This window comes from Streptomyces sp. NPDC016562 (assembly GCF_043076955.1).
Taxonomy (GTDB): Bacteria; Actinomycetota; Actinomycetes; order Streptomycetales; family Streptomycetaceae; genus Streptomyces.
Genome location: NZ_JBIBRZ010000002.1, coordinates 1,171,029 through 1,197,376 on the forward strand (window position 1 = coordinate 1,171,029; position 26,348 = coordinate 1,197,376).

A 26,348-nucleotide genomic window follows, 5' to 3' on the forward strand; every position below is an offset into this window, starting at 1 on the left:
GGTCGTCCTGCTGCCGCGGATCCCGCCGGGCCGGCACGCGAACCGGCGGGACCTCGCGGCCGCGGCTCAGGAGGCCGTCGCCGGAGCCTTCGTGTCGGCCGGACCGCTCGGCGAGGGGCCTACCTCGGAGAGCGACAGCGCGAAGCGGCCCGCCGCGTCCGTCCACCACTGGGTCAACTCAAGCCCGGCCGCAGCCAGTTCCTTGCGGACGCCCTCCTGACGGAACTTCGCGGACACCTCCGTCAGGATGTCCTCGCCCGCCGCGAACGGCACCACCAGATCCAGGGCCCGGACCTTCACCACCACCTCCGACCGGGCCCGCAGCCGCATCTCGATCCACTCCTGCTCCCTGTTCCACACCGCCACGTGCGTGAAGTCGGCGGTGTGGAAGTCCGCGTCCAGCTCGCGGTTGATGACGGCCAGCACGTTCTTGTTGAACTCCGCCGTCACACCGCGCGCGTCGTCGTACGCGGCGACCAGCACGGCCTCGTCCTTCACCAGGTCCGTGCCCATCAGCAGCGCGTCCCCGGGCGACAGCATCGCCCGTACGGACGCCAGGAACACCGCCCGCTCCGGCGGCAGCAGGTTCCCGATCGTCCCGCCCAGGAACACCACCAGCCGCGGCCCGGGGGAGTCCGGCAGGTGCAGCGCACGCGTGAAGTCGGCCAGCAAGGCGTGCACCCGCAGCCCCGGATGTTCCGCGAACAGGGTCTCGGCAGCACCCCGCAGGGCGCTCTCGCTCACGTCCACGGGCACGTACGTGTCCAGCGCGGGCATCGCCTCGATCAGGTGCCGGGTCTTCTCCGAGGAGCCGGAGCCCAGCTCCACCAGGGTGCGGGCGCCGCTCGCCGAGGCGATCTCCTGGGCCCGCTCCAGCAGGATCTCCCGCTCCGCGCGCGTCGGGTAGTACTCCGGCAGGCGGGTGATCTCCTCGAAGAGTTCACTGCCCCGCGCGTCGTAGAACCACTTGGGCGGCAGCACCTTGGGGCTGCCCGTCAGGCCCCGCAGCACATCCGTGCGCAACGCGGTCTCCGCCGCGTGCTCGTCGAGGGTCCGGGTCAACTGGAAACTGTTCACGGGCAGTTCTCCTTGAGCGGGGTCAGCTCGACCCACGAGCGGGTGGCGGTCAGCAAGGTCCGGTCGGGCACTTCGCACCACCGGGGATCGTCGTCGTAGGGCTCGGAGGCGACCACGGTGCGCCGGTCGTCCGGCTCGGACAGGTACCAGAGCGAATCCCCCCACGCGGTGGCGGCGATGGCCGTCCCGTCCGTCACGAGCAGGTTCAGCCGCGAGCCCGGCGCGGCCGTGGCCAGGTCGCGGACCGGCTCGGCGAGCGCCGTGCCCAGGTCGTCGCCCGCCCGCAGCCGGTGCAGTACCAGGGCCCAGATCAGCGCCGAGTCCGTGCGCGCGGCCAGCCGGAGCAGTTCCCCCGGCGGCAGCCCGGCCGCGAGCGGGACCGCCGCGTCGGGCCAGTTCCGCAGGGCGCCGTTGTGGCTGAACAGCCACGGCCCGTCCGCGAAGGGCGCGGCCGCAGCCTCCCCGTCGGCCCCCGGCTGCGTGGCGTCCCGTACGGCGGCCAGCGCGGCCCCGCTGCGCACCACCCGGCCGAGGTCGGTGAAGGTGAGGTCGGCCCAGACCGGCCCGGCCCGCCGGTAGCGGGCCGGCACGGGATCGCCCGGCGCGTACCAGCCGATGCCGAAGCCGTCGGCGTTGACCGTGCCGGACCGCTGCCGGCGCGGCTCCCAGGACTGGCGCACCAGCGAGTGCTCCGGCTCGCTCAGCAGCCGCCCGAGCGCCACCTCGGGCCCCAGATAGGCGAGATGGCGGCACATCAGGCGTCCCTCGCGGTCCGGAAGCCGGAGAAGATCTGCCGCCGTACCGGCAGGTCCCAGTTGCGGAACGTGCCCCGGCAGGCCACCGGGTCCACCGCGAAGGAACCGCCGCGCAGCACCTTGTGCTCCGGGCCGAAGAACACCTCCGAGTACTCCCGGTACGGGAAGGGACGGAAGCCCGGGTAGGGCAGGAAGTCGGAGGCCGTCCACTCCCACACGTCACCGATCAGCTGGCGCACACCGAGCGGGGAGGCCCCGGCCGGGTAGCTGCCCGCGCGGGCCGGGCGCAGATGGCGCTGCCCCAGATTGGCGTGGGCGGGCGTCGGGTCCTCGTCGCCCCACGGGTAACGCGTCGAGCGGCCGGTCCCGGGATCGAAGCGGGCCGCCTTCTCCCACTCCGCCTCCGTGGGCAGCCGCCGGCCGGCCCAGCGGGCGTAGGCGTCCGCCTCGTACCAGCTGACGTGCAGCACCGGCTCGTCGTCCGGCACCGGTTCCGTCACCCCGAAGCGGCGGCGCACCCACTGGCCGCCCTCCGCACGCCAGAACAGCGGCGCCCCGATGGAGTGGGCCCGTATCTGCTCCCAGCCCTCGGGGGTCCACCAGCGGGGCTCGCCGTAGCCGCCGTCCGCGATGAACTCCTTGAAACCGGCGCAGGTCACGGGCGTCGTGTCGATCCAGAACGGCGCCACCTCCCGCTCGTGCGCGGGGCGTTCGTTGTCCAGCGACCAGGGCTCGACCGAGGTCCCCATGGTGAACGGCCCGCCGGGCACCAGCACTTCGCCGGCGGTCGGGGCCGGGCCGCTCGGTGGGGAGGGGTCCGGGGCGGCCAGCACGGGCGCACCCCTGCGGAGCTGGTGGGTGATCAGCATCGTCTCGTCGTGCTGCTGCTCGTGCTGGGCGATCATGCCGAAGACGTAGCCGGAGTCGAGGAGCGCCGTCCCCTCCAGCGGGGTGCGCTCCAGCAGGTCGAAGACGCGGCCGCGCACCTCGGCCGCGTACGCGCGGGCGTCGTCGGGGCCCAGCAGCGGCAGCTTCGGCCGCTCGGCCCGGGGGTGCTCGAACGCGTCGTAGAGCGGGTCGATCTCGGGGCGCATGGCCTCGTGTCCCGCGACGTTGCGCAGCAGCCAGAGCTCCTCCATGTTCCCGATGTGCGCCAGGTCCCAGACGAGCGGGGACATGAGGGGGGAGTGCTGGGCGGTCAGTTCGGGGTCGGTCACGGCGTCGGTGAGCGCGGCCGTGCGCGCCCGCGCTGCCGTCAGGGCGGCCGCGGCCCGCTCGCGCAGGTCGGGCGTGGACGGCGTGCCCGGCGTGGCGGGATTGCCCGGTGTGGCGGGCGTGGATTGCGTGGTCACCGTCGGGTCTCCTTCGCGGTGAGCTGCAGTTGCTCCTGCTCGTCGGCCGGACATCGGCCGCGCAGGACGAAGCGTTCGGTGAAGGCGCCCACCGTGTCCTGGACGTGCGCGCTCGCGCCGAGCCGGGGCAGGGCCTCGGCCGCGGCCAGGAAACAGGCCCGCGCGGCCGTCCGCAGGTCCCGGTCGCGCAGGCCGTCGCGGGCGGCGGACCGCCAGAGCGGATTGCGGGGGGCGGGCCGCGGCCCGTAGGCGTCGGCCAGGGGCTTGGTCGCCCGGTACGCGGTCTCGGCGGCCTCCGGATCGTCGAACAGCGCGTGCACGACGGCCAGCGGCACCAGCCAGCCGTCGTCACCGGGCTGCGCGTCGATCATCCGCAGCTCCAGGTGGCCGCGCGGCCGCACCGGGGGGAACAGGGTGGTCAGGTGGTAGTCGAGGTCCTCGGCGGCGGGCGCGCGCAGCCCCGGGCCGCCGCCGGCGCGCAGCCAGTCGCGGAAGGTCGTGCCGCGCGGGATCTCCCAGGGCTCGCCGTCGTACGACCGTACGCACATCACCTCGGTGTCCAGCGCCTGCCGCGTCCACCCGGTCCGCGGGTCCGCGTCCAGCGGCGGGGCGAGCGAGCGCCGGGTGTCGAGGTCGCTCCAGAGTCCTTGGCGGGCGCAGCGCCAGCCCGCGTACGGGCCCTCGTGCGCGGGGGAGTTGGCGAAGGCGGCCACGAGGACCGCGCCCAGCAGGTGCGCCATCCGCCAGCGCCGGCCGTGGCCGAGCACGCCCGGCTCCTCGTACCCGGCGTCCACGCAGACCTGTACCGAGGCGGAGGCGCACATCATGGCGCGCCCGGCGGGGCCGGTGCGGTCGAGGTAGGTTTCCATCGCGTCGTAGCGCGGGCTGTTCAGCAGCCGGCGGTACGGCCGACGCGGATCGTGGCCGAGGCCCCGCAGGACGAGCCCCTGCGCGAGCAGGGCGGCCCGTACGGCGGTCAGGTCGGCCTGCAGGCCGTCCACGCATCCGGTGAGGGAAGCGGCGGGGGCCGAGCTGAGTTCGAGCTGACCGCCCGGTTCCACGGTCAGCCCGGAGTGCAGTGGCAGGGCGCGGGCGGCGGTGTGCGCGGCCCGCAGCCGCTCGGGGGTCAGGGGCTGCCCGGGCCGTTCGGCGTCCAGGACCAGCCATTCGAGCTCGGCGCCGATGAGACGGGGCGGACCCGTCTTGAAACAGATGCCGTGGATCAGGGCCTCGGCCTCGGGCTCGGTGATCGGGGAAGCCGCGGAGGGCTCGGAGGGGCCGGGGGTGGTGGGGGCCGTGGTGACCGTGGGGGGAGCAGGTGAGGCGGATGAGGGAGGTGGATCGTGTGATGGCATGACCGGGTCCTCGTCTCCTGTCGTCTGCGATGACATCACCCGTGCCTACCCGTCCCTCGAACCCTCGAACACAAATTCCTTTGCCGCCCGGGAGAGCCGTGTCGAGGATGAGCCAATGAGCAGCAGATTGCGCGAGATCGCGCGGGAGAACGCGGAAATCCTGGCGTCCGGCGGCTATCGGACGCGGTCGGGGCGGCAGGTCCCGCTTGCCGCCGCCCTGGCGGAGGCCAAGGCAGGAACCAGGATATATGGACCAAACCGGGTCATTCCAAGCGAGGAAATCCCCCCGAGGTACGCCCGGACGGCGATCGAGGTCACGGGGGAGAGCAGCACGGTCGCGGCCCGCAGGCTTACCGCGCGCCATGAGGAGGAGCCGGAGGAGGCGTCCCGGGTGGCGGTGCTGAACTACGCGTCGGCCCGGAATCCCGGGGGCGGCTACGTCCGCGGCGCCAAGGCCCAGGAGGAGGCGCTGTGCCGCGCCTCGGCCCTGTACGAGACGCTGCTCCAGGCCCCGGAGTACTACGAGGTCCACCGCGCGGAGCGCAGCACCTTCTACACCGACCGGGTGATTCACTCGCCCGGGGTCCCCGTCTTCCGCGACGACCGGGGCGAGCTGCTGGAGACCCCCTTCCGAGCCGGCTTCCTCACCTCACCCGCCCCGAACGCGGGCACGATCCGGCGCCAGGAGCCGGAGCGCGTCGCCGAGATCCCCGCGGCGCTGGCCCGGCGCGCCGGGCTGGTCCTGGAGGTGGCGGCGCTGCACGGCTACCGGCAGCTGGTACTGGGCGCGTGGGGGTGCGGAGTGTTCCAGTGCGACCCGGCGGAGGTGTCCGAGGCCTTCCGGGGGCTGCTGGCCGGCCGCTTCGCCGGGGTCTTCGAGCGGGTGGTGTTCGGGATCCTGGACCGCAAGCCCGAGACGCGGGAGACCTTCGAGCGGACCTTCGCGGACTTCGGCGGCTGAGGCGCGGCCGTCCGGGTGGGGGCCGCCTCCCCGCCCTCGCCCTCGCCCCCGGCCCCCGTCTCCCGGACCGCTACTGCCCCTACTGCCAGCCGTAGCGCTCGCACAGCCGGTCGACCACCAGCCGAAAGCGCCCCCGGTCCAGTGCGCAGGCCTCGCGCCGCATCCCCGACTCGTGCACCCGCAGCACGCGGTCGACGGCCACCCAGGACTCCCGCCCGGCGCTGTCCCACGGGCCCGTCCCGATCGCCACCCACTCCCGGTCGTGGTCGTGCCGCTTGCTGGACAGCTGCACGGCGAGGAGCGTCCGCCCGCCCGCTTCCCGCGCCACGACCAGCACCGGGCGGTCCTTGCCGCGGCCGTCGTTCTCCTCGTACGGGACCCAGGTCCACACGATCTCGCCGGGGTCGGGATCCCCGTCCGGGTCGGGGGCGTACTCGGTGCGGACCGGCCCGATGGAGCGCGGATCGGCCTCCACGGTGGCGGTGTCCCCGTCCCGTCCGGGCTGCTCGATGTGACCGTTGCCCTGATGCGAAAGTGCCGTCATGCGGCGGAGCGTACTGGGTTTCCGGGGCGGGGAAGGCCGGGCCGGGTGCGGCCTCCCGCGCGAGCCCGGGCTCGGGTACCGGAGCCCTCCGTGCCGTCGGATAGGGTCCTGAGCGCCCATGTCCCGACCGAGGAGAGCCCGTATGACTGACGGAGAGCGGCCGCTCGGCGGTGCAACGGCCGTGACCGCCGACAGAGGCCTGGCGGACGAACGGATCCACCGCATACGCCGGCGCCTGGAGCGGCTCATCGGCATCGCGGCGACCGAGGGCAACGCGGTACGGCCCCTGCGCAACGGGGACGAGATCTTCACCGCGATGCTGGAGGCGATCGACGGCGCCCGCCACACGGTCGACATGATGACCTTCGTCTACTGGCGGGGCGACATCGCACGGCGCTTCGCCGAAGCCCTGAGCGACCGGGCGCGCGCGGGGGTGCGGGTGAGGCTGCTGCTGGACGGTTTCGGCAGCCGTCTCATAGAGCGGGATTTGCTGGACCGGATGAGCGGGGCCGGAGTCCAGATAGCGTGGTTCCGCAAACCGCTCTACCTCTCGCCGCTCAAGCAGAACCACCGCTGCCACCGCAAGGTCCTCGTGGTCGACGAGCAGACGGCCTTCACCGGAGGCGTCGGCATCGCCGAGGAGTGGTGCGGTGACGCGCGCAACCCCAGCGAATGGCGCGACACGCACGTCGAGGTCCGGGGGCCCGCCGTCGACGGCATCGCCGCCGCCTTCGCCCAGAACTGGGCCGAATGCCACGAGGAGCTCTTCGACGAGCGCGACCGGTTCGTCAGCCACGGGCCCAGCGGGGGCGCCATCGTGCAAGTGGTGCGGGGCTCGGCCAGTTTCGGCTGGCAGGACATGCAGACCCTGATGCGCGTGATCCTCGAATCGGCCGAGGAGCGGGTCCGTCTGGCGACCGCCTACTTCGCCCCCGACACCTACTTCATCGACCTGCTCTGCGCCACGGCCCGCCGCGGCGTGGAAGTCGAGATCCTGCTGCCCGGCCCCCACACGGACAAGCGGGTGTGTCAGCTGGCGGGGCAGCACCGGTACGAGGCGCTGACCGCCTGCGGCGTGCGCATCCACCAGTACCAGCCGACCATGATGCACGCGAAGGTCATCACCATGGACGGCATCGTCTCCCTGATCGGTTCGACGAACTTCAACCGCCGTTCCCTCGACCACGACGAGGAGGTCATGCTCGCCGTCATGGACGCCGAGTTCACCGCCACCCTCGACGCGCACTACGACGAGGACCTCGAAGCCAGCGAACTGATCCGCGCCGACCGCTGGAAGCGGCGCTCGCTGCTCCAGCGCGCCCGGGAGACCGCAGTGCTGCCCCTGCGCCGCTACCTGTAGCGGAAGGAGGCGGGCGCGGCGCTCCGGCGGCCGGCGGCGCGACGCCGGGTCATTCCCCGGCCCGTGCGAGCACCGCGTTGAACTGCGCGCCGGCGAGCAGTGCCAGGTTGGAGAACCACAGCCACACGAGGAAGACGACGACCCCCGCCAGCGAACCGTAGAGGCGGCTGTAGGTCCCGAACTGCGTGTAGAAGGTGAAGAGCGCCGAAGCGCCGAGCCACAGGAACGCCGCCAGGGTGCCGCCCGGAAACCCCCGGCGCACTCCGCGGGCTTGTGCGGGCCCGGTCCGGTAGAGGATGAGGATCAGGGCCGTGACGACCACCAGGAGCACCGGCCACCGCAGGACCCCGAGGGTGTCCGGGCCCGAGTAACCGGCGGCCGCCGCGAGCCGGCGGGCCACCGGGCCCGTCGCGACGAGGCTCGCGGCGCCCGCGGCGAGCAGGGCCAGCAGTACGCCGGCGGTCAGGACGAGGACGTGCGCCGCGCGCAGGGGCGGCCGTGTGTCGGGCAGCCGGTGCATCGCGTGCAGCGCGCGGCGGAAGACCGCCAGGTAGCTGGAGGCCGACCACAGGGCGCTCACGACGCCGCTGAGGAGCAGCACCCACAGGGAGGACGGCGCCGAGGTGAGGCCGTCCAGAGCCTCGCGGAGCACCTCGGCCGACTGGGGAGGGGCGTAGGAGGTGAGGTCGAGGATCAGGCGCTCGCGGGTGTCGGTCCCGGCCAGTCCCACGAGGGAGACCGAGACGAGCAGGGCGGGCACCAGCGCCAGCACCGCGTAGTAGGTGAGGGCCGCCGCGTAGTCGGCGATGTTGTCGTGCCAGAGGCGTACCGCGGTGCCGCGCAGGGGTGAGCGCGCCCGTCTCAGCAGCTCGACGGCGCGGTTCCCCGGTGTGCTCCGGTGCGTGCGGAGGGTGTTCGATGCCACGCTGTCCTCTTGCCCGGCGTCACCGCTCCCATCCTCCGTCCCCTCCGGCCATTTCGCGGCGGGCCCCGTGCGTCCCCGGGGGCCGTTGACAGGCGGCGATGTACGGAAGGAGACTGCGGGCGCGCCCCACCGGGCGCATCCGGGGGCGTGTCCCCGTGCCCACACCGGCACCGATGCGCCGCCGCCCGTACGGATCCGCCCAGGAGAGCCGCCATGAGCATCCGCACCGTCCGCGACGTCTACGTCGTCGACGCCGTCCGCACCCCGATCGGCAAGTTCGGCGGTGCCCTCGCCGGGGTCCGGCCGGACGACCTGGCCGCGCACGTGGTGCGCGCGCTGGTGGACCGTACGCCCGACCTGGACCCGGCCCGTATCGACGACGTCGTGTTCGGCGACGCCAACGGCGCGGGTGAGGACAACCGGGACGTGGCCCGCATGGCGGTGCTGCTGGCGGGGCTGCCCGTGAGCGTCCCCGGGGTCACCGTCAACCGGCTCTGCGGGTCCGGTCTGGAAGCCGTCGTCCAGGCCGCCCGGGCCATCGCCGTCGGCGACGCGTCCGTGGCGATCGCGGGGGGCGTCGAGTCGATGAGCCGCGCCCCCTGGGTCGTGCAGAAGCCCGAGCGGACCTTCCCCGCCGGGCACCAGCAGATGTGGTCCACCACCCTCGGCTGGCGGATGACCAACCCGCGCATGCCCGCGGAGTGGACCGGCTCGCTCGGCGAGGGCGCCGAGCTGGTGGCGGACAAGTACGGCATCACCCGCGAGGCGCAGGACGCCTTCGCGCTCGAAAGCCACCGCAAGGCCGCGGCCGCGTGGGCCGCCGGGCTGTACGACGACGAGGTCGTGCCGTACGCGGGCGTGGACCTGCTGCGCGACGAGTGCATCCGGGAGGGTTCCACCCCCGAGGCGCTGGCCAGGCTGAAGCCCGCGTTCCGCACCGACGGCCGGGGCACGGTCACCGCCGGCAACGCCTCGCCGCTCAACGACGGCGCCGCCGCGCTGCTGTTGACGGACGAGGAGGGGCTGGCCGCCACCGGCCGGGAGCCGCTCGCCCGGATCAGCGCCGGCGCCGTCACCGGGATCGAGCCCCAGTTCTTCGGTCTGGGTCCCGTCGACGCCGTCCAGCGGGCGCTGTCCAAGGCCGGCCGGGGCCTCGGCGACCTGACCGCCTTCGAGCTCAACGAGGCGTTCGCGGCGCAGGCGCTGGGCTGCCTGGCGGCCTGGCCGGAGCTCGACCCGGCCGTGGTCAACCCGCGGGGCGGCGCCATCGCGATCGGCCACCCGCTCGGCGCCTCGGGCGCCCGGCTGGCCGGCTCCGTCGCGCACCAGCTGGCGGCGGCGGGCTCCGGTACGGGCATGGCGGCCCTGTGCATCGGCGTCGGGCAGGGCATCGCGCTCGTCCTGGAGCGCTGAACCCGCCGCCCCGGCGCGGGCGTCGATCATTTCCGGTCATCGTCGAGCGCCAACTGCCTTATAACTGAACAGAAGTGGCGCTCCGGGTCTGGCACGATGGCGCGTGCTGCCACCCCTCGGGGGTGTTCCGCCGCCCAGCAGCCCGCCCATCCCCACCCGGAGGCCCCGCGCCATGCCGCTCCTCGACCCGACGCTCTGGCAGGACGGACCCACCCTCACCGGCGGCGCCGCTGCGGTCGTCGAACCCGCCACCGGCCACGCCCTCGCGACGCTCGCCCTCGCCGCGCCCGCGGACGTCGCGGAGGCCGCCGTACGGGCCGGGGCCGCGCAGCGCGACTGGGCGCGCGCCCCTCACACGGAGCGGGCGGCCGTGCTGCGCCGGGCCGGGGACCTGTTCACCGCCCACGCCGACGAGCTGCGGACCTGGCTGGTCCGCGAGTCCGGCTCGATACCCGGCAAGGCCGACTTCGAGCTGCACGTCGCCGCGCAGGAGTGCTACGAGGCGGCCGCGCTGGCCTCGCGCCCGACCGGGCAGGTGCTGCCCAGCGAGGGGCCCCGGCTGTCCTTCACCCGCCGGGTCCCGGCCGGGGTCGTCGGGGTCGTGACCCCCTTCAACGCCCCGCTGATCCTCGCGATCCGCTCGGTCGCCCCTGCCCTGGCGCTCGGCAACGCGGTGCTGCTCAAGCCGGACCGGCGCACCGCCGTCTGCGGCGGCCTCGCCCTCGCCGCGGTCTTCGCCGCCGCCGGACTGCCCGACGGGCTGCTGCACGTCCTGCCCGGCGGCCCCGAGACGGGCGCCGCGGTGGTCGCCGACCCGCGGGTCCGCGTGGTGTCCTTCACCGGGTCCACCGCCGCCGGACGGGCCGTCGGCGAACTGGCCGGCCGTCACCTGACCCGAGCCCACCTGGAGCTGGGCGGGAACTCCGCACTCGTCGTGCTCCGCGACGCCGACGTCGAGGCCGCCGTCGCCCAGGCCTCCTGGGGCTCCTTCTTCCACCAGGGCCAGATCTGCATGACCGCCGGCCGCCACCTCGTACACGCCTCGCTCCACGACGAGTACGTCGAGCGGCTCGCCGCGCGCGCCGAGGCACTGGCGGTGGGGGACCCGTACCGCGAACCGGTCCACCTGGGCCCGCTCATCGACCGCGCCCAGGTGGAGCGCGTCCACGCCCTGGTGGAGGCCAGCACCGCCCAGGGGGCCAAGCTCCTCGCCGGCGGCACGCACCGGGACCTCTTCTACCGGCCGACCGTCCTGGCGGGCGTCGACGCCGACACCCCGGCCTACGCCGAGGAGGTCTTCGGGCCGGTCGCGCCCGTACGGTCCTTCGCGACGGAGGAGGAGGCGGTGGAGCTGGCCTCGGCGGGCCCGTACGGCCTCTCCCTCGGCATCGTGACCCGGGACGCGGCGCGCGGGCTCGACCTGGCCGAGCGGATCCCGACCGGGATCGCGCACATCAACGACCAGACGGTCAACGACGAGGCGGTCGCCCCGTTCGGCGGAGTCGGCGCTTCCGGCACCGGCGCCCGGTTCGGCGGCGAGGCCAATCTCGACGCCTTCACCGAGCTCCGCTGGACCACGTCCCGCGCCACGCCCGCCGGCCACCCTTTCTAGTCACAGCACGAGTCGGGCGGAATGTCCGCGGCAGGTTGTTCGTTCTCAGAGACCAGACGGCTCAATCAGGAGGTCAGCACACCGTGGCTACAGTCGAGCTCACCAAGGAAAACTTCGACCAGACGGTCAGCGAGAACCCGTTCGTACTGATCGACTTCTGGGCGGGCTGGTGCCGGCCGTGCCTCCAGTTCGCCCCGGTGTACGACAAGGTCTCCGAGGCCAACCCCGACCTGGTCTTCGCCAAGGTCGACACCGAGGCGCAGCAGGAGCTGGCCGGCGCGTTCCAGATCACCTCGATCCCCACCCTCATGATCGTCCGTGACCAGGTGGCCATCTTCGCCCAGCCCGGCGCCCTGCCGGAGGCGGCCCTGAAGGACCTCATCGGCCAGGCCCGCGCCCTCGACATGGACGAGGTCCGTGCGAAGATCGCCGCCACGCAGGAGGGCGGCCAGGCCCCCGGAGCCCAGGACCCCGGCACGCCGGAGGCATGATTACGTGACGCGGACGCGGGCCAGCGGTGACACTGGCCCGTATGACTGAAGCCGTGGAGTACGACGTCGTGGTGCTCGGCGGGGGGCCGGCCGGCGAGAACATCGTCGACCGGACCCGCGCCGCCGGGCTGAGCACGGCGCTGGTGGAGAGTGAACTGGTCGGCGGCGAGTGCTCGTACTGGGCCTGCATCCCGAGCAAGGCGCTGCTGCGCCCGGTGCTGGCGCGGGCCGATGCCCGCCGCGTGCCGGGCCTGGCGGGGGCCGTCGGCGGCCCCCTGGACGACGCGGCGGTGTTCGCGCACCGCGACTACTGGGTCGGCGACTGGAAGGACCAGGGCCAGATCGACTGGCTCGACTCCACCGGCGCCCACGTCTACCGCGGCCACGGCCGGCTCTACGGGGTCCGCAAGATCGCCGTCACCAGCCCCGAGGGCGAGCACCACGTGCTGTCGGCCCGGCACGCGGTGGTCGTCGCCACCGGCACCCGGGCCGTGATCCCCGACCTGCCCGGCATCGCCGGGGCCCGCCCCTGGACCAGCCGCGAGGCGACCTCGGCGCAGCAGGCCCCCGGCCGGCTGCTGATCGTGGGCGGGTCGGTGGTGGCCGCCGAGATGGCCACCGCCTGGCAGGCACTAGGCTCGCAGGTCACCGTCCTCGTACGCGGCTCACGGCTGCTGCCCCGGATGGAGCCCTTCGCCGGAGAACTGGTCGCCGAGGCGCTGCGCGCGGCCGGCGCGGTCGTCCGTACGGGAGTGAGCGTCGAGGCCGTCGTACGGGACGGCTCCACCGGCCCCGTCCAGGTGGTGCTCGCGGGCGGCGAGATCCTGGAGGGCGACGAACTGCTGATGGCGACGGGCCGCGCACCGCGGACCGAGGACATCGGGCTGGACACCGTCGGCCTGCCCGCCGGGGAGTGGATCGGGGTCGACGACACCTGCCGGGTGCCCGGGCACGACTGGCTGTACGCTGTCGGGGACGTCAACCACCGCGCGCTCCTCACCCACCAGGGCAAGTACCAGGCCCGGATCGCGGGCGCCGCCATCGCCGCCCGCGCGGCCGGCACCCCGCTGGAGACCGGCCCGTGGGGCGCCCACGCGGCGACCGCGGACACCCACGCCCTTCCGCAGGCGGTCTTCACCGACCCCGAGGCCGCCGCCGTGGGCCTGACCCTGGCCGAGGCCGAAGGGGCCGGCCACCGCGTGCGCGCCGTCGACTACGACCTGTCCAAGGTCTCCGGCGCCGGACTGTACGCCGACGGCTACCGCGGGCAGGCCCGGATGGTCGTCGACCTCGACCGCGAGGTCCTGCTCGGGGTCACCTTCGTCGGCCCGGGAGCGGCCGAGCTGATCCACGCGGCCACCATCGCGGTCGCGGGGGAGGTGCCGATCGCGCGGCTGTGGCACGCCGTGCCGTCCTTCCCGACGATCAGCGAGGTCTGGCTGCGGCTGCTGGAGGCCTACCGCGGGTGAGCCGTCACTCGGCGATCTCGGTGCGCTCCCACCACTCGTAGACGGGCAGGGGGCCCTCCGGGCTGTTCTGGTGGCGCGAGGTGGCCTTGAAGTGCTCGTATCCGCCGCGGTGCGGGATCTTCAGGTCTTCTCCGGGAGAGCCGACCGGGACGACCCGCTCCGGCAGATCGTCCGGGCCGCCCTCAAGCAGTGCCTTGTTCGCCATGACCCCAGTCTTCCCACCCCCGGCACGGCCCGCATCACGAGGCGCGCCGCCGGGCGTACCCCCGCGCCGCGGGGGACTCGACCAGAGATCCTCGACCAGAGATCAAGGAGACACCGCACGTGATCGTGATCGCCCACCTCAGCGACATCCATCTCGACGGCGGCCGGCGCGCGGCCGACCGGACCCGCATCGTCATGGAGTACCTCGATGCGCTGCCGTACGACCTCGACGCAGTGCTCGTGAGCGGGGACATAGCCGACCACGCCGCCGCCCACGAGTACGAGCAGGCCGCCACGTTGCTGCGCTCGCGGCACCCCCTGGTCGTCTGCCCCGGCAACCACGACGAGCGCGCCGCCTTCCGGCAGGGCCTGTTGGGGGAATCGGGGGAGGGGCCGGCGGCCGTGGCACCGGTCGACCAGGTCGTGCGCGGTGACGGGTTCGTGCTCGCGGTCTGTGACTCCTCCGTGCCCGGGGCGCACCACGGCCGGCTGGAGGAGTCCACCCTGGCCTGGCTGGACGGCGTACTGACCGACACGCCGCGGGACACCGCGGTGCTGGTCGCCTTCCACCACCCGCCCGTCGCGCTGCAGACCCCGTACGTCGACGAGATCCGCCAGTTCGGCGAGGAGCGGCTCGCGGAGCTGGCCGAACGGCACCCGCACCTGACCGCGTTCCTGTGCGGGCACGCGCACACCGCGGCCGCCACCACCTTCGCGGGACGGCCGGTCCTGGTCGCGCCCGGCGTGGTCTCGACCCTCCGGCTGCCGTGGGAGAGCCCCTCGGGGTCCTCCCCGCACGTCCACCTCGACGAGCCGCCGGCCGTCGCCTTCCATGTGCTGGCCGACGACGGGCGGCTGACGACCCATTACCGGGTGGTCGTGGACCGCCGGTAGCTGCTTCCGTCGCGGGTCCGCGTGAGCAGGCCCGCGGTGATCAGGTAGCGGCGCAGCGCCGAGCAGTCCTCGTGCACGGTGCGCAGCGCGTCGTTCACCTCGGGTTCGGTGTACTCCCGGTCCACCGCGAAGAGGGTCTCGGCGAGGTGCACGAGCAGTTGCTCGCGGCGGGCGGCCTTGCGCGGAATGGCGATGAGACGCCCGCCGGAGAACAGGTCCTGGACGTCCCTGCGGGCCGGGCGCGGTGCGGGGGACTGAGGTGCGGGGGGCTGAGGGGCGTCGGTGCTTTGTGACATGTCGGCGAGCTTGACCCGTCCGGGGCCGGGGGGCAACGGAATTTCCCACGGAGCTCTGACGGAGGTCCCACGGGACGCCCTCGGGACGCCCGCGCGAAGGGCCCGCTGTCCCGTGGGGTGTCCGGGGCAGCGGGCCGCGACCGCTGTTCGGCTCAGGGGCCGACGGTGATCTGCTGCGCCGGGTCGGTGGTGTCGCCGACCCTGTAGACCGCGTTGAAGGTGGACGAGGTCGCGCTCGTCGGGCAGCCGAAGCCACCGGTGACCGTGACCGGCACCGAGGCGTTGGTGAACGTCAGGGTGGACGGGGCGCCGTTGGTCCAGCTGCCGCCCACGCTCGCCGCGGCCGTGGGCGCCGCGGTGACCGTGCACGTGGCGAGCCCGGTCGTCTTGACCACCAGCCCGCCGACCGGCACCGTCATGGTCGCCGTGACGGGGGAGCCGTTCTGCATCGACACCGCCCAGGCTCCGCTGGTGGTGACCGTGGGGGTCACCCCCGGCATGCTGGAGGTGCAGGAGCTGTAGGTGGGCGCCGAGATCGGCGAGGACACCGGACCGGCGGGGTTGGTGTTGCCGGGGGCGGCCGGCACGGTGCCGGTGGCGACGGAGACCGTACAAGTCACCGTCACCGAACCGGCCTTGAGGGTGGCCTTGCCGCTGAGGGTGGCCTGGAAGCCGTGCCCGGCCGGGGTGACGGTGGTCGACCCGGCCAGCGGCAGGGGAGTGGCGGTGGCGGTGGCCGAGGCCGCCGCCACGGCTGCGGCGACGGCCATCCCGAGGGCGAGCGCGGTGCGCGTGCGGCTCATGGCTGTGCTCCTTGGGGATCGGAGTGCGGGGTGGGGGGATCGGTGGGGCGAGCGGAAGTCGGGACCGTGACGGGGGGAGCGGAGTCGGGCTGACCGGCTGGGGGACCGGCGGCGGAATCGGAGGCGGAAACGGCGTACGGCTGCCACGCGAACATCAGGCCGCCGCCGAGAATGCCGAGCAGGGTGCCGATCAGGAAGCCGCCCAGATTGGAGAGCACCAGGGCGGCGGTGGCGATCAGCGTGGTGAGGACACCCGCCAGGGCGCGCTGTGGGGGAGCGAACCAGGCGGTGAGGCCGAGCACGATCATCACCAGGCCCATCAGGACGGACGGGATGCCCGCCACGCCCTGCTGGAGCATGATCTTCAGTGGTGCCAGCGGCAGGACGCAGATCCACGCTCCGGCCAGGACCGCGAACAGCCCGCCCCAGAACGGTCTGCTGCGCCGCCACCGCCGCCACCGCGAGCGGCTCAGAAGCATTCCTTCTTGCCCTTGCTGACGTTCATGCTCAGCCCGGACAGCTTGAAGGTGCCGGCGTTGGTCGCCCACGCCGTCTGCTGGAGGCCGGTGATCCGGACCGTGTCCGCCTGCTGGGCGAAGAGGTCCTGCATGCCCTGCGCGTCCGCCGGCCCCTTGTCGAGGGTGGAGGCGTCGCGCCCGATCTCGATGTTGCTGAAGACGGCGTCGCCGGAGAGCTGAGTGGCGTCGACGAACAGGTTGCTCGCCTCCACCGGCGCTTTCTGACCTGCGGTCAGATTGAGCGAGATGTCGCCGACCACCGGGAGCGAGGTGACCACCGACTGGCAGAGACTGTGGAGCTTGGCCTCCCTGATGGCGGTGACCGCCACCGGGATGAGTTCACCCCGGGCGTTGACGTCGACGCTGCCGTACTGGGCGAAGCCCTCGCCCTCCAGGCTGCTCGCCGACACCTTGAACTGTTGCCCCGACACCGCGAAGGAGGCGGCCAACGCGCCCTGCGCGAGGGCGATTCCGAGGCCGGCGGTCACGGCGACGGCGGGGACGGTCAGGACGGCGAAGCGCCGCCAGCGGACGCGGCCGGAGCCGCTGGGAACGTCGGATAAGTGAGGGGAACCGGTCATGAGGTCGTCCCTAATATCGGCTGTGCACCGTTGTTACCGACGAGTTGAATGTAAGAGTGCCAATGGCGGTTGGCAAGGTTGTGCGAGTGCACCCTTTGAGCCGACTCCTACTGCTCCGTACGTAGCAGTTCGCCGACTTCCGCCTCCACCCGCCGGGCCATCGCCCGCGCGAACTCGGTGGTCACGACCTCGCCGGCCACCGGCCGCAGGGCCGCCACCGCAGAGGTGATGTGCTGGAGTTGGGTGGCCGAAAGCTGCTCCAGCCCCTCGACACCGATCACATGGCGCCGGAACAACCCGACGAACCGGTCCGCGAGCGCCGCCGCCTGCGCCTGTACGAACTCGCCCGCGTCCAGGATCTCCGCCAGCGGGACTCCCTGCCGCACCAGCGTGAGCGTCGCGTGCAGCAGCCGGGGACTCGGGTGCGTGACCCGGTCCCCCTCGATCGTCACGTACCCCAGCTCCGCCGCCCGCCGGGTGTCCTGGGCGGTGGCCGTGGGGCCGAACAGCTGCCGCAGCTCGGCGCGGGTCATCGTCACCGGCTCCTCCTGCACCCAGTCCCGGGTCATCTCCCGTTCCAGGCCCAGCAGCCGGGACAGGCCGCCGCCCTCCTCCCACGCGCGCAGCAGCTCGGCGATGCCGTTGACCGTGTAGCCGCGGCCCAGCAGATCGCTGATCAGGCGCAACCGGGTCAGGTGGTCGTCGGAGTACCAGGCGATCCGGCCCTCCCGGCGCGGCGGCGGCAGCAGCCCGCGCTCCTGGTAGTAGCGCAGGTTGCGCACCTTGACGCCGGCCGCCCGGGCCACGTCCTCCCGGCGGTAGCGCTCGCCACCGCTCCCGTCCCCCACCTCGCTGCTCACGCGGCAGAGTGTAGGACGTACTGGCAGGTCACATAGGTCGCGGACGATCCTGCTTGACCGCCCGCAGGACGACGAACTTCGGCTCGCTCGCCACGACTTCGCTGTTGCCGAAGAGCCGGCGCAGGTGCGTGTGGTAGCCCATGTGCCGGTTGGCGACGATCCACAGCTCGCCGCCGGGCCGCAGCACCTTGCGCGACTGCGCGAACATCCGCAGCGCCGTGGCGTCCGTCGTGGCCTGGTGGGAGTGGAACGGCGGGTTGCTCAGCACCAGGTCCACGGAGCCCGGGGCCAGCATCGCCACCCCGTCCCCGACGAAGAACTCGGCGGTCCGCCGTCCCTGGCGGATGTTCGCCGCGTACGTGGCCCGCGCCGACGCGAGCGCCTGGTACGACTCGTCCGTGAAGACGACCTCGGCGTCCGGGTCGTGCACCTGCACCGCCGTACCGACGACACCGTTGCCGCAGCCCAGGTCCACGACCCGGGCCCCGTCGGTGTTGGTCGGCAGGTTCTTCAGGAAGAAGCGCGTACCGACGTCGAGCCGGTCGGCGCAGAAGATCCCCGCGTGGTTGACGACGGTCAGGCCGGAGGCCGACCCGGCGTCCTCGTCCACCGTGTACGTCAGCGGCCACGGGCCCGGTGCGGTGGGGCGGGCCGCCCCCGGCGTGCCCGGTGTACAGAAGATCAGCCGGGCCTTCTTCTCCGCGAGCGAGGTCTTCGTCGGCCCGAGGATCTTCTCGAACAGCCGCAGCGTGGAGGTGTGGATCTCCTTGACCATGCCGGCGCCGACGACGACGGTGCCCGCGTGCACGTGCGGAGCCAGCCGGTACAGCTGGTCCTCCAGCAGCGCCAGGCTCTTGGGCACGCGCACCAGCAGGACGTCGATCCGCTCGGGCGGCGGGTCCTGCGTGGTGAGCAGCGTCACCGTCGACTTGGACGTGCCGATCCCGGCCCGGTCGAGGTTCGCGGCGGTGGCCGAACGGGAGAGGGCGGAGTCGGTGATCTGCGTCGGGCGGTACGCGGCGAGCGCCGTCGTCAGCGTCCCCCAGCGGTCTCCGAGGACGGTGATCTGGCCGGCGGAGGCCAGATCCACCGGGCCGCGCTCCCCGGTACCGGAGTCCAGGTGGCGCAGCAGGTACTCGTCGGCGGCGTCCCAGGCCTGGAGCCGGTCGCGCGGGTCCTCGGGGAAGCGGGAGAGCTCGTAGGAGCCGAAGGGTGTGGTCAGACGGTTCATATGGGACCCAGGCTATCGGAGGAGGCCGCCCGACCCCGCATCGCACGGGGCCGGGGCGCGCTACTCGGGAAACTCGCCCGCCATGGCGGCGGCCGTCCGCAGGTAGCGGCGGGCCTCGCCGGCCCGGCCCAGTCGCTCCAGGGTGCGACCGAGCATCAGCTGCGCGTAGTCCTCCACCGGCCAGCGCTCCAGGATGGCGCGGAGCTCGTGCTCGGCGCGGGAGAGCCGGGCGGAGTGGTAGTAGGCACGGGCGAGCAGCAGTCGGGGCGCGAGCTGCTCGGGCGCCTCGGCCGCCAGCGCGTCCAGGATGCGGGCGGCCGTCACGTACTCCTTCGCCTCGAAGAAGAGCTGGGCACGCGCCCAGCGCTCGGCCGCGGTGCCGTGCGAGACGTAAGCCGCCTCTCGGGCGTCCACGGCATCGCGCGGGTCGGTGGCATCCATCGGGCCCCTCATGTCCACGACATCCCTTCGCCGGTCAGGTGGTTCCTCGCTGCCTCCAACACCACTGCGCGGTGCAACATTCCACTCAAAGATTCGACTCAACGCGGACGCCCCGTCGGGGCTAGGTTGTCCGCATGAGCAATCTCGATCGCCAGCCCGCTCTCTCCGCCTGCGGCGGCCGCGGTTTCGTCGTCGCCGAACCGGTGCGCGAGCTCCTCAGCCCGCGCACGGTCAAGCTCGGGGAGTCCACCGAGGTCCGCAGACTCCTGCCGAACCTGGGCCGCCGCATGGTGGGCGCCTGGTGCTTCGTGGACCACTACGGCCCGGACGACATCGCCGACGAGCCCGGCATGCAGGTCCCGCCGCATCCGCACTCGGGGCTCCAGACGGTGAGCTGGCTGCACGACGGCGAGGTACTGCACCGCGACAGCGTCGGCAGCCTCGCCACGATCCGCCCGCGCGAGCTCGGCCTGATGACCTCCGGCCGCGGCATCAGCCACTCCGAGGAGAGCCCGCGCCCGCACGCCCGCCTCCTGCACGGCGCCCAGCTGTGGGTGGCCCTGCCGGACGCCCACCGCGACGTGGAACCGCACTTCCAGCACCACGCCGAGCTTCCCCGGGTGACGGCCCCGGGCCTGGACGCGACGGTCATCCTGGGCACCCTGGACACGGCGACCTCGCCCGGCGCGGCGTACACCCCGATCGTGGGCGCGGACCTCGCCCTGGCGGCCGGCACCGAGACCCGCCTCCCGCTCGACCCGGACTTCGAGTACGCGGTCCTGTCGATGTCGGGCGAGGCCCACGTCGACGGCGTCCCGGTCCTCCCCGGCTCGATGCTCTACCTGGGCTGCGGCCGCACGGAACTCCCGCTGCGCGGGGTCTCGGACGCCGGCCTGATGCTGCTGGGCGGTGAGCCGTTCGAGGAGGAGATCGTCATGTTCTGGAACTGGATCGGCCGCTCCCACGAGGACATCGCACAGGCCCGCGAGGACTGGATGAACGGCTCGCGCTTCGGCGAGGTGAAGGGCTACGACGGCTCTCCGCTTCCGGCCCCGGAGCTGCCTCCAACCCATCTGAAGCCCCGGGGAAGGGTGCGCTGACCTGCCGGTTTGTGTGGACGAGGGCCGGATGCGGTGCTCGCGCCCAGCCCTCCGGTTTTGGTTTCGCAGGGAAGGCTGCTGCGGGGCGGCTAGGCATTCTCGTCCTGGTAGCCGTGGTCAAGATCGAAGGACGACGTCCAGGTGGCGCTGGACCGGCTTGAAGAGTCCGTACGGGATGTACCGCGGAATCTCAGACAGGGTCACCCACGCGATCTCAGCGACTTCATCAGCGTCCGCCACATGCGCGGTCCCGCCGACCACCTCACAGGCCGTGTACGACACTTGCCGACCGGTGATCGGATGGACCCGCTCGCCCAGCAGGACAACGGCGACCACGTCCAGGCCGGCCTCCTCCCTCGTCTCGCGGATGGCGGCCTCCTCGCAGGACTCGCCCGGTTCTACTTTGCCCGCCGGGAACTGCCATGAGAGCAGGCCCTCTGCAACTCGGCGCCGTATGAGCAGTACTTGACCCTCATGAACCACAACGGCCCCGGCAATCCGACGCTCAGGTCGAGCATGGCCATTCAGCGACGTCTCTCGGTCACTCACGGCGTCCGCCGCCGTTGGGGGCGAGGAGTGCAAGAGGGGTATGGAGCCTTCGGGAGGGTTGCCATGTCACCAGGATGGCGCAGCGGATCCGGGCCGTGGCCGGGGAGGGCGCGCGGGGTCTGCCGCGGCGGTGCGGCGGGGAACGGCCCGGTCCGGCGCCGCATCTTTGCGGTGCCGGACCGGGCCGTCCGGTCGTGCGCCGGTCCCCGTCAGCGCTTGGGGCAGGCGGCCTGGGTGACCTTGCCGGCCTTGGCCGTCGACGTGCCGGGGTCCAGGGTCAGGCACTTGCCTGTCCACTGGTTGATGAAGTAGTAGCCGTGCGACTGGCCGTTGCTGTCGGTGTTGGTCGGCATGACGTTCCACAGCTGGCTGCCGGAGAACCACTTGGTCTCGCAGGGCCACCAGAAGAGCTGCGTGCCATCGCCGGGCGGAGTCCCGTTGTTGTACGGAACGGTCAGGCAGGAGCCGTTGCCCGCCTTGATCCAGTAGTGGCCCTTGCCGTCGTAGTTCGGCTTGGTGGCCGTCCACTGGTGGCTGCTGGGCGCCGGGTTCGCACAGGCCCGCTGCGTGACGAGGCCGCCGGAGCCGTCGGGGAACTCGTCGCCGCGCACCATGCAGCGGTTGGTGCCGTAGGTGCTGACGTACTGCTTTGCGTCGTTGACGGTCCACACCGCCGGGTGGGGCTCGAAGACGTAGTTGTCGCGGTTGAGTTCGTCGACCACCGACACGGGCGTGAGGCCCGACTTGTCGGAGATCTGGTAGTGGTCCACTGCGACGAAGTTCGGGTTGCGGCCGCCTGCGGCGGGCCGACATGACTTTTCGATGCGGCTCTTGAGCTGGGCGCCGTTGTCGATCTTGGCGTAAGCCTTCGGGTCGAGGTTGTCCGAGCTGAACTGGTTCATGGTGAACAGAGGGGTGAGGCCGGTCGTGCCCGGCATCGGGTTCGTGTTCAGCGCATTGCCGTTCCGCGACTCACAGCCCGACGGCTGCCCTTGGCCGTAGCTGTACCGGTTCTCCACGGTGTGCGACCAGGTGTTCATCAGCGTGCCGGAGCCGGCGGCCGTGTCGCCCCAGCTGTCCTGGAAGATGACCAGGCGCTGGTTGGCGGAGACCATTTCTCTCAGCTTCGGCCAGTTGTTGCTGAAGATGCCCCAGTCGTTCTGGTTGAAGAGCATCTTGCCGGCGCCCTTGGCTTCCAGCATGTCGGTGATCGTCTTGCTCACCGTCTCCTTGCTGGCGTAGTTCTCCAGGAACAGGGTCACCACTTCCTGCGGGTTCTTCTGCAGGAAGTTCACGACGGTCAGGAGGCCTGTCTTGAAATCGTCGTAGCACACGCGCACATCGGGGCTGGTGCCGTGGCACATCTGCACGGGCCCGGTGCCCCGGGAGTCGTACGTGTCGAGCATCAGGCCCCGCACGCCGCCCTCGAGCTGCTCCTTGATGCTCTGCGACTGGTTCGGCGGCACGGGCCACTGCGTGTCGTCGTCGGCGTAGGCGTTGTGCGAGGTCACGAACGACCACTGGTGATAGCGCGCGTTCCCGTACTTGCTGCTCGCCGCCACCGCCCCTGTGGGAGCCGTCAGCGCCGAGGCCAGGACGAGGAGCGCGAGCGCGGGCAGGGCGAGCAGGCGCAGCAGGCGAGCACGGCGGTCGGTGCCCGGACGGGACGCGGTACCACTGGATCTCATGTGTGATTCCCCTGGTAGAAGCAGCCGCCGGCGACCGCGGTCACGGTACGGCGGCGACCGGGTGTACGAAGATGCTCCGGGCCCGGTGCGCAGCCGCACACGAGAGCGCGGGCGGAGCGGCGACGGGCCGGCCACCGGCGGGGCTGGTCGGGCTCCCCCCGGGGTCGCCCCAGCCAACCGCGGCCGGCCGATCCGGACCAGGCAGTTCCACCGGCAGAAGTACGGTCCGGCATACTTCTGCTGGAGCAAAGGACCGGCGGACCGGCCGGTCCGCGCGGCACCGGGGGACGAGCGGGTATGGGGACGGACGCACCGGCCACCGGTGGATTCGGCGAGCACCTGCTCCGCCTGCGCACGGACGCCGGGCAGACCCAGGAGGAACTGGCGCACGCCGCAGGGGTGAGCGTGCGGGCCCTGTCGGACATGGAGCGCGGCCGGTCGCGGGGGCCGCAGCGGCGCACCGTCGCTGCTCTGGCCGCGGCGCTGGGGCTGGACGCGACCGGCACCGAGGCACTGGAGCGGGACGCCAGCCGGGGACGGCCCCGCGCGCGCCAGGCCGCGGGTGAGGCGGCGGCCGGCTCGTACGCGGACACCGGCCCCCCGGCGGACGCAGGTCCCCCGGCGGACACCGGCCGCCCCCCGGCGGACGCCGGTGGGAAGCCGGCGACCGGGCCGCCCGGGTGCGCCGGCCCGGCGGGCGCTGCCGCCCCGGGCCCCTCCGTCCGCCACACCCTCGCGCTTCCGCGTGACCTGCGCGACTTCACTGCGCGCGGGCCCGCCCTGGCGCGGCTGACGGCCCTGGCCGAGCAGTCCGGCCCCGACCGGCCGCAGGTGGCGGTCGTCTGCGGGCAGCCCGGCCTGGGCAAGACCGCCTTCGCCGTGCACGCCGCCCACACCCTGGTACCCCTCTTCCCCGACGGCCAGTTCTACCTCGACCTGCGCGGCATGGATCAGAGACCGACCCCGCCCCGCGACGCCCTCGCCCGCCTGCTGCGCGCCCTCGGCGCCACCGACGTACCCGCCGGCACCGACGACCGCAGCGGCCTCCTTCGCTCCCTCCTGCGCGACCGCCGCGTCCTGCTCCTCCTGGACAACGCCGCGGACGAGAACCAGGTACGGCCCCTGCTGCCCGGGGAGGGCGCATCCCTCACCCTCGTCACCAGCCGCCACGCCCTCGCCGGCCTCGAAGCGGTCCACCGCGCCGAACTCGCCCTGCTCCGGCGCGAAGAAGCCGTCGAACTCCTCACCCGCATCATCGGCCCGCACCGGGTCACACAAGAAGCCCAAGCCGCGCGCGACCTCGCCGAACTCTGCGGCCATCTCCCCCTGGCCGTCCGCATCGCCGGACAACGCCTCGCCGCCCGCCCCACCGAGCACATCGGCAAACTCGCCACCCAGCTTGCCGAACAAGGCGGTCGGCTCGACGCCCTGAAGGCCGGCTCGCTCGAGGTCCGGGCCGCCTTCGCCCTCTCCTACCGGCAGCTGAGCCCGCAGGCACGGACCGTCTTCCGACGCTCCTGCCTGGCCGGCGGCCCCGACTTCAGCCCCCAGACCGCCGCCCTGTTGGCCGACCTGCCCGCCCGCACTGCCGCCCGGTGTGCCGAGGACCTGGTCGACGCCGGCCTCCTCCAGTCCCACCCCACCGCTGACCGCTACCGCTACCACGACCTCCTGCGCCTGTTCGCGGCCGAGCAGTTGGCCGAGGAGGACGGGCCGGAGGAGATCGCCGCCTCCGAGGACCGGGCCGCCCGCTGGACGCTCCGCCGGGCCACCGCCGCCGCCCTGCACTTCGAGGCGGAGTACGGGTCGGCCGCAGCCCAAGGTGACGCGGAAGGGGATCCCGACCCGGCCACCGCGCCGGTCGGCAGCGACCGGGCCCGGGCCTGGCTGGAGGAGGAACGGGCTCAGTGGCTCGGGGCCCTGCGCCACGCCCAGTCGACCGGCCGCCACCGGCAGGTCGTCGATGCGGCAGAGGCGATGCACTGGTTCTCCGACGCCACCATGGACTGGGAGCTGTGGGCCGAGGTGTTCCTGCGGGCCGCCGACTCCGCCCGGGCGCTCGGCAGCACCCGCGAGGTGGCCGTGCAGATGAACTACCTGGCCTGGGCCCGAAACATGTGCGTCTTCGACTACGCCGGAGCGCTGGCCGCCGCGGACGCCGCTCTGGAGGCGGCCCTGGAGGCGGGCGACGAGCTCCAGGTGGGCTGGGCCCTGGGATACGGCGCAGGGGCGCTCCAGCGGCTCGGCCGGCTCGGGGAGGCCGTCGCCCGGCTGAGGGCGTCGGTCGCCCGGTTCGCCGGACTGTCTTGCGACGAGAGCAGGCTGGCCGAACTCACCGCCCTGAACGCGCTGGGCCAGGTCCTGCGCATGGACGGCCGGCCCGAGGAAGCACTGGCCATCCACCGCCGCAGCGAGGCGCTCTGCCGGGCGGGCATCCCGGGGCGGCCGACCGTAGTGAGCCGTGCGTACCTGTCCCTGGTCAGCCAGTGCATCGGCAACGACCTGGCCGCGCTCGGCCGGTGGAGCGAGGCGGAGGCGCCGCTGCGTGAGGTGCTGAGCCTTCGCGCGGTGAACCCGGTGTCCTTCTGGAGCGAGACCGCCCGGCTCGAGCTGGGCGTCGTCCTGCGACACCTCGGCCGTCACGATGAGGCCCGGCAATCCCTGACGGCCGCCCATGAGGCCCTGGTCCGCCTGAACCACCCGCGGCAGCTCGAAGCCGCCGCCGAGCTCAGCACCCTGGAAGCCGCTGCCGCGGCCGGTCGCGTGCGTGCTCGTGGCAGCGCCGCCGACCGCCCCGCCGGGCCTCGGTGACAAGGCCCCCGGCCGCCCGCAGGCCCCGGTCACGATCCCGATCCAGCAGATCGCTGCCTCATGTAACGGTGCCGGCAGCCTGGCCCCTCAGGCTCGACGGGCGAGCCGAAGGGTGCAGCCTGGCCCACACCCGGGCCTGAGTCAGCCAGGGCCGGCCGACCTCTGCCGCTTCCTGCCGCGGTGCCTGTTTTCTGAACCCGGCCCGGGGTCCTACATGCCCGTCCAACGGTGGCCGGGATGCGATGTCCGAGTGGGGGCCTATCGTCGTGAGTTCTGATTGGGTCGTGGTGAGGACACAGGGTGGCATACGTGGGGGACGGTCGACTGGTGGCGGCGCCGGAGGTGTGCGCCTATCTCGATGCGGTGTTCACGCCGGGCACGCGGCTGGGGGTGCGGAGTGATGATCGGCGGACCTTTGTTGAGGTGGTCGAGGTGGCTCGGGTGACGTCGATCCGCGTGCCCAGCGGCCGGCTCGTGGTGGACTCCCCCTGGCGGGAGGACGAAGACGGGGAGCCGCGGGAGCTCGTCGTTCGCATCCCTCCTGGTACGTACGGGGTGGATGCGGCATGGACGGAGGCGCCATACGAGTTCATGGGGGAACACTTCTCCGGGCGTGAGGTAGCCGCGACGCGCCTGCACGTGCGGGAGGGCACGGTGGCGGTCTGGGAGATGGGCCTCGCCACTGGAGACGACATCGAACGTCTTCGTCAGGGCGACGAGGTCGGATTCAACACGGACACCTCCACGGGCAGCTTCGGCGACGCAACAGCCTGGCCCGCGCTGACAGCGCCGTTCCGCACGTTCTGGGAGCAGGGCAGGACAGCACCGGGCACCCTCGTGGCCCGCGACACCGAGAGCATGGGGGGCGGCGAGTTCGAGATGGTCCGTGATGAGGCCCGGGGCGCAGACCTCATCACCTTCTCCGCCACCGAAGGACTTTCCGTAGCCTGGCTTGGCCGTACAGAAGACGGAGAGCTCAGCTCCATCGTCGTCATGGGCCACATGGGCATGGAAGCCCTGGCCTGAGGACCATTCAGCACGGCTTCCCGGCGACGGCA

General features: G+C 72.9%; 26 protein-coding genes. 10 read left to right on the forward strand and 16 right to left on the reverse strand.

The genetic code is table 11. The annotated features are described in order from the left end of the window. Nucleotides 1-66: 66 nt before the first annotated feature. The 4 genes from egtD to egtA are packed head-to-tail and all read right to left on the reverse strand — an operon-like array spanning nt 67 to nt 4,539. Nucleotides 67-1,077 carry an L-histidine N(alpha)-methyltransferase gene (gene egtD / locus ACF059_RS12885; RefSeq protein ID WP_392055363.1) on the reverse strand — a complete coding sequence of 337 codons (1,011 nt, stop codon included), beginning with the start codon at nt 1,075-1,077 and terminating at the stop codon, nt 67-69. Beyond that, nucleotides 1,074-1,832, reverse strand: coding sequence for an ergothioneine biosynthesis protein EgtC (gene egtC / locus ACF059_RS12890; RefSeq protein ID WP_392055366.1), 759 nt, complete (start codon nt 1,830-1,832; stop codon nt 1,074-1,076). Before egtC ends, egtD begins: the two co-directional genes overlap by 4 nt. Beyond that, nucleotides 1,832-3,238, reverse strand: coding sequence for an ergothioneine biosynthesis protein EgtB (egtB, locus tag ACF059_RS12895; protein ID WP_392055368.1), 1,407 nt, complete (start codon nt 3,236-3,238; stop codon nt 1,832-1,834). Before egtB ends, egtC begins: the two co-directional genes overlap by 1 nt. Beyond that, nucleotides 3,181-4,539 (reverse strand): ergothioneine biosynthesis glutamate--cysteine ligase EgtA, encoded by a 1,359-nt coding sequence (gene egtA, locus ACF059_RS12900; protein ID WP_392055371.1) that lies wholly within the window; start codon nt 4,537-4,539, stop codon nt 3,181-3,183. The genes egtB and egtA overlap by 58 nt, the downstream gene beginning before the upstream one ends. 115 nt (nt 4,540-4,654) lie before the next feature. Between egtA and ACF059_RS12905 the strand changes: the two genes are divergently transcribed. Then, nucleotides 4,655-5,500 (forward strand): TIGR02452 family protein, encoded by an 846-nt coding sequence (locus ACF059_RS12905; protein ID WP_392055374.1) that lies wholly within the window; start codon nt 4,655-4,657, stop codon nt 5,498-5,500. Nucleotides 5,501-5,579: 79 nt separating this feature from the next. Here the strand turns inward: ACF059_RS12905 and ACF059_RS12910 are convergent, their stop codons facing one another. Further along, complete coding sequence (locus tag ACF059_RS12910; RefSeq protein ID WP_366864418.1) at nt 5,580-6,044, reverse strand: type II toxin-antitoxin system PemK/MazF family toxin; 465 nt, start codon at nt 6,042-6,044, stop codon at nt 5,580-5,582. A 142-nt stretch (nt 6,045-6,186) separates the two neighbouring features. Here ACF059_RS12910 and ACF059_RS12915 point away from each other — a divergent pair, with 142 nt between their 5' ends. After that, a complete protein-coding gene (locus tag ACF059_RS12915; protein WP_392055377.1) occupies nt 6,187-7,404 on the forward strand; it encodes a phosphatidylserine/phosphatidylglycerophosphate/cardiolipin synthase family protein in 1,218 nt (405 codons plus the stop codon). A 49-nt stretch (nt 7,405-7,453) separates the two neighbouring features. Here ACF059_RS12915 and ACF059_RS12920 read toward each other — a convergent pair whose 3' ends face one another. Next, the gene (locus tag ACF059_RS12920) at nt 7,454-8,329 is read right to left on the reverse strand and encodes a YihY/virulence factor BrkB family protein (protein ID WP_392055381.1); all 876 of its coding nucleotides are present in this window, start codon (nt 8,327-8,329) and stop codon (nt 7,454-7,456) included. A 213-nt stretch (nt 8,330-8,542) separates the two neighbouring features. On the opposite strand from ACF059_RS12920, the gene ACF059_RS12925 reads away from it, so the two are divergent. The 4 genes from ACF059_RS12925 to ACF059_RS12940 all read left to right on the forward strand — a co-directional run bounded on the left by ACF059_RS12925 (nt 8,543) and on the right by ACF059_RS12940 (nt 13,314). Further along, on the forward strand, nt 8,543-9,742 hold the full coding sequence (locus tag ACF059_RS12925) for a thiolase family protein (RefSeq protein ID WP_392055383.1): 1,200 nt from the start codon (nt 8,543-8,545) through the stop codon (nt 9,740-9,742). A 172-nt stretch (nt 9,743-9,914) separates the two neighbouring features. Beyond that, a complete protein-coding gene (locus tag ACF059_RS12930; protein ID WP_392055385.1) occupies nt 9,915-11,354 on the forward strand; it encodes an aldehyde dehydrogenase family protein in 1,440 nt (479 codons plus the stop codon). Between the two features lie 83 nt (nt 11,355-11,437). Beyond that, nucleotides 11,438-11,845: a thioredoxin family protein gene (locus ACF059_RS12935; protein ID WP_360903665.1), complete on the forward strand. Its 408-nt coding sequence runs from the start codon at nt 11,438-11,440 to the stop codon at nt 11,843-11,845. Nucleotides 11,846-11,886: 41 nt separating this feature from the next. Beyond that, on the forward strand, nt 11,887-13,314 hold the full coding sequence (locus ACF059_RS12940) for a dihydrolipoyl dehydrogenase family protein (RefSeq protein WP_392055388.1): 1,428 nt from the start codon (nt 11,887-11,889) through the stop codon (nt 13,312-13,314). A gap of 4 nt (nt 13,315-13,318) precedes the next feature. Here the strand turns inward: ACF059_RS12940 and ACF059_RS12945 are convergent, their stop codons facing one another. Then, nucleotides 13,319-13,519 (reverse strand): DUF5988 family protein, encoded by a 201-nt coding sequence (locus ACF059_RS12945; RefSeq protein WP_366864447.1) that lies wholly within the window; start codon nt 13,517-13,519, stop codon nt 13,319-13,321. A 119-nt stretch (nt 13,520-13,638) separates the two neighbouring features. Here ACF059_RS12945 and ACF059_RS12950 point away from each other — a divergent pair, with 119 nt between their 5' ends. Next, nucleotides 13,639-14,412, forward strand: coding sequence for a metallophosphoesterase (locus ACF059_RS12950; protein ID WP_392055391.1), 774 nt, complete (start codon nt 13,639-13,641; stop codon nt 14,410-14,412). On the opposite strand, the gene ACF059_RS12955 is transcribed toward ACF059_RS12950, so the two are convergent. From ACF059_RS12955 to ACF059_RS12985, 7 genes are all read right to left on the reverse strand, one after another. Then, nucleotides 14,385-14,708: a DUF2087 domain-containing protein gene (locus ACF059_RS12955; protein ID WP_392055394.1), complete on the reverse strand. Its 324-nt coding sequence runs from the start codon at nt 14,706-14,708 to the stop codon at nt 14,385-14,387. The genes ACF059_RS12950 and ACF059_RS12955 overlap by 28 nt on opposite strands. Nucleotides 14,709-14,860: 152 nt before the next feature. Next, nucleotides 14,861-15,511: a hypothetical protein gene (locus tag ACF059_RS12960; RefSeq protein WP_392055397.1), complete on the reverse strand. Its 651-nt coding sequence runs from the start codon at nt 15,509-15,511 to the stop codon at nt 14,861-14,863. After that, nucleotides 15,508-15,990, reverse strand: coding sequence for a DUF6114 domain-containing protein (locus tag ACF059_RS12965; RefSeq protein ID WP_392055400.1), 483 nt, complete (start codon nt 15,988-15,990; stop codon nt 15,508-15,510). The genes ACF059_RS12960 and ACF059_RS12965 overlap by 4 nt, the downstream gene beginning before the upstream one ends. Then, on the reverse strand, nt 15,981-16,610 hold the full coding sequence (locus ACF059_RS12970) for a DUF6230 family protein (RefSeq protein WP_392055403.1): 630 nt from the start codon (nt 16,608-16,610) through the stop codon (nt 15,981-15,983). The genes ACF059_RS12965 and ACF059_RS12970 overlap by 10 nt, the downstream gene beginning before the upstream one ends. Nucleotides 16,611-16,717: 107 nt before the next feature. Beyond that, complete coding sequence (locus ACF059_RS12975) at nt 16,718-17,470, reverse strand: MerR family transcriptional regulator (protein WP_392055406.1); 753 nt, start codon at nt 17,468-17,470, stop codon at nt 16,718-16,720. Between the two features lie 28 nt (nt 17,471-17,498). Continuing rightward, the gene (locus ACF059_RS12980; RefSeq protein WP_392056670.1) at nt 17,499-18,692 is read right to left on the reverse strand and encodes a methyltransferase; all 1,194 of its coding nucleotides are present in this window, start codon (nt 18,690-18,692) and stop codon (nt 17,499-17,501) included. A 69-nt stretch (nt 18,693-18,761) separates the two neighbouring features. Then, entirely contained in the window at nt 18,762-19,142 is a 381-nt protein-coding gene (locus ACF059_RS12985; protein ID WP_392055409.1) for a tetratricopeptide repeat protein, read from the reverse strand. Between the two features lie 134 nt (nt 19,143-19,276). Between ACF059_RS12985 and ACF059_RS12990 the strand changes: the two genes are divergently transcribed. Next, a complete protein-coding gene (locus tag ACF059_RS12990) occupies nt 19,277-20,242 on the forward strand; it encodes a pirin family protein (RefSeq protein ID WP_392055412.1) in 966 nt (321 codons plus the stop codon). A gap of 117 nt (nt 20,243-20,359) precedes the next feature. On the opposite strand, the gene ACF059_RS12995 is transcribed toward ACF059_RS12990, so the two are convergent. Together ACF059_RS12995 and ACF059_RS13000 are read right to left on the reverse strand one after the other, a co-directional pair. Further along, nucleotides 20,360-20,791, reverse strand: coding sequence for an NUDIX hydrolase (locus tag ACF059_RS12995; protein WP_392055415.1), 432 nt, complete (start codon nt 20,789-20,791; stop codon nt 20,360-20,362). Nucleotides 20,792-21,000: 209 nt separating this feature from the next. Beyond that, nucleotides 21,001-22,479 carry an RICIN domain-containing protein gene (locus ACF059_RS13000; protein WP_392055418.1) on the reverse strand — a complete coding sequence of 493 codons (1,479 nt, stop codon included), beginning with the start codon at nt 22,477-22,479 and terminating at the stop codon, nt 21,001-21,003. A 297-nt stretch (nt 22,480-22,776) separates the two neighbouring features. Between ACF059_RS13000 and ACF059_RS13005 the strand changes: the two genes are divergently transcribed. Together ACF059_RS13005 and ACF059_RS13010 are read left to right on the forward strand one after the other, a co-directional pair. Continuing rightward, complete coding sequence (locus ACF059_RS13005; protein WP_392055421.1) at nt 22,777-25,290, forward strand: tetratricopeptide repeat protein; 2,514 nt, start codon at nt 22,777-22,779, stop codon at nt 25,288-25,290. Between the two features lie 300 nt (nt 25,291-25,590). Beyond that, nucleotides 25,591-26,316: a DUF4241 domain-containing protein gene (locus tag ACF059_RS13010; RefSeq protein ID WP_392055424.1), complete on the forward strand. Its 726-nt coding sequence runs from the start codon at nt 25,591-25,593 to the stop codon at nt 26,314-26,316. Nucleotides 26,317-26,348: the final 32 nt, after the last annotated feature.

Bases quoted from the DNA above. Each gene is read 5' to 3' on its own strand.
- ACF059_RS12925 (WP_392055383.1), top strand. From the start codon at position 8,543: ATGAGCATCCGCACCGTCCGCGACGTCTACGTCGTCGACGCCGTCCGC.
- ACF059_RS12970 (WP_392055403.1), bottom strand. From the start codon at position 16,610: ATGACCGGTTCCCCTCACTTATCCGACGTTCCCAGCGGCTCCGGCCGC.
- ACF059_RS12930 (WP_392055385.1), top strand. From the start codon at position 9,915: ATGCCGCTCCTCGACCCGACGCTCTGGCAGGACGGACCCACCCTCACC.
- ACF059_RS12940 (WP_392055388.1), top strand. From the start codon at position 11,887: ATGACTGAAGCCGTGGAGTACGACGTCGTGGTGCTCGGCGGGGGGCCG.
- ACF059_RS12905 (WP_392055374.1), top strand. From the start codon at position 4,655: ATGAGCAGCAGATTGCGCGAGATCGCGCGGGAGAACGCGGAAATCCTG.
- egtA (WP_392055371.1), bottom strand. From the start codon at position 4,539: ATGCCATCACACGATCCACCTCCCTCATCCGCCTCACCTGCTCCCCCC.
- egtB (WP_392055368.1), bottom strand. From the start codon at position 3,238: ATGTCCGGCCGACGAGCAGGAGCAACTGCAGCTCACCGCGAAGGAGAC.
- ACF059_RS12910 (WP_366864418.1), bottom strand. From the start codon at position 6,044: ATGACGGCACTTTCGCATCAGGGCAACGGTCACATCGAGCAGCCCGGA.
- ACF059_RS13000 (WP_392055418.1), bottom strand. From the start codon at position 22,479: ATGAGATCCAGTGGTACCGCGTCCCGTCCGGGCACCGACCGCCGTGCT.
- ACF059_RS12990 (WP_392055412.1), top strand. From the start codon at position 19,277: ATGAGCAATCTCGATCGCCAGCCCGCTCTCTCCGCCTGCGGCGGCCGC.
- ACF059_RS12945 (WP_366864447.1), bottom strand. From the start codon at position 13,519: ATGGCGAACAAGGCACTGCTTGAGGGCGGCCCGGACGATCTGCCGGAG.
- egtC (WP_392055366.1), bottom strand. From the start codon at position 1,832: ATGTGCCGCCATCTCGCCTATCTGGGGCCCGAGGTGGCGCTCGGGCGG.
- ACF059_RS13005 (WP_392055421.1), top strand. From the start codon at position 22,777: ATGGGGACGGACGCACCGGCCACCGGTGGATTCGGCGAGCACCTGCTC.
- ACF059_RS12985 (WP_392055409.1), bottom strand. From the start codon at position 19,142: ATGGATGCCACCGACCCGCGCGATGCCGTGGACGCCCGAGAGGCGGCT.
- ACF059_RS12915 (WP_392055377.1), top strand. From the start codon at position 6,187: ATGACTGACGGAGAGCGGCCGCTCGGCGGTGCAACGGCCGTGACCGCC.
- ACF059_RS12960 (WP_392055397.1), bottom strand. From the start codon at position 15,511: ATGAGCCGCACGCGCACCGCGCTCGCCCTCGGGATGGCCGTCGCCGCA.
- ACF059_RS12965 (WP_392055400.1), bottom strand. From the start codon at position 15,990: ATGCTTCTGAGCCGCTCGCGGTGGCGGCGGTGGCGGCGCAGCAGACCG.
- ACF059_RS12955 (WP_392055394.1), bottom strand. From the start codon at position 14,708: ATGTCACAAAGCACCGACGCCCCTCAGCCCCCCGCACCTCAGTCCCCC.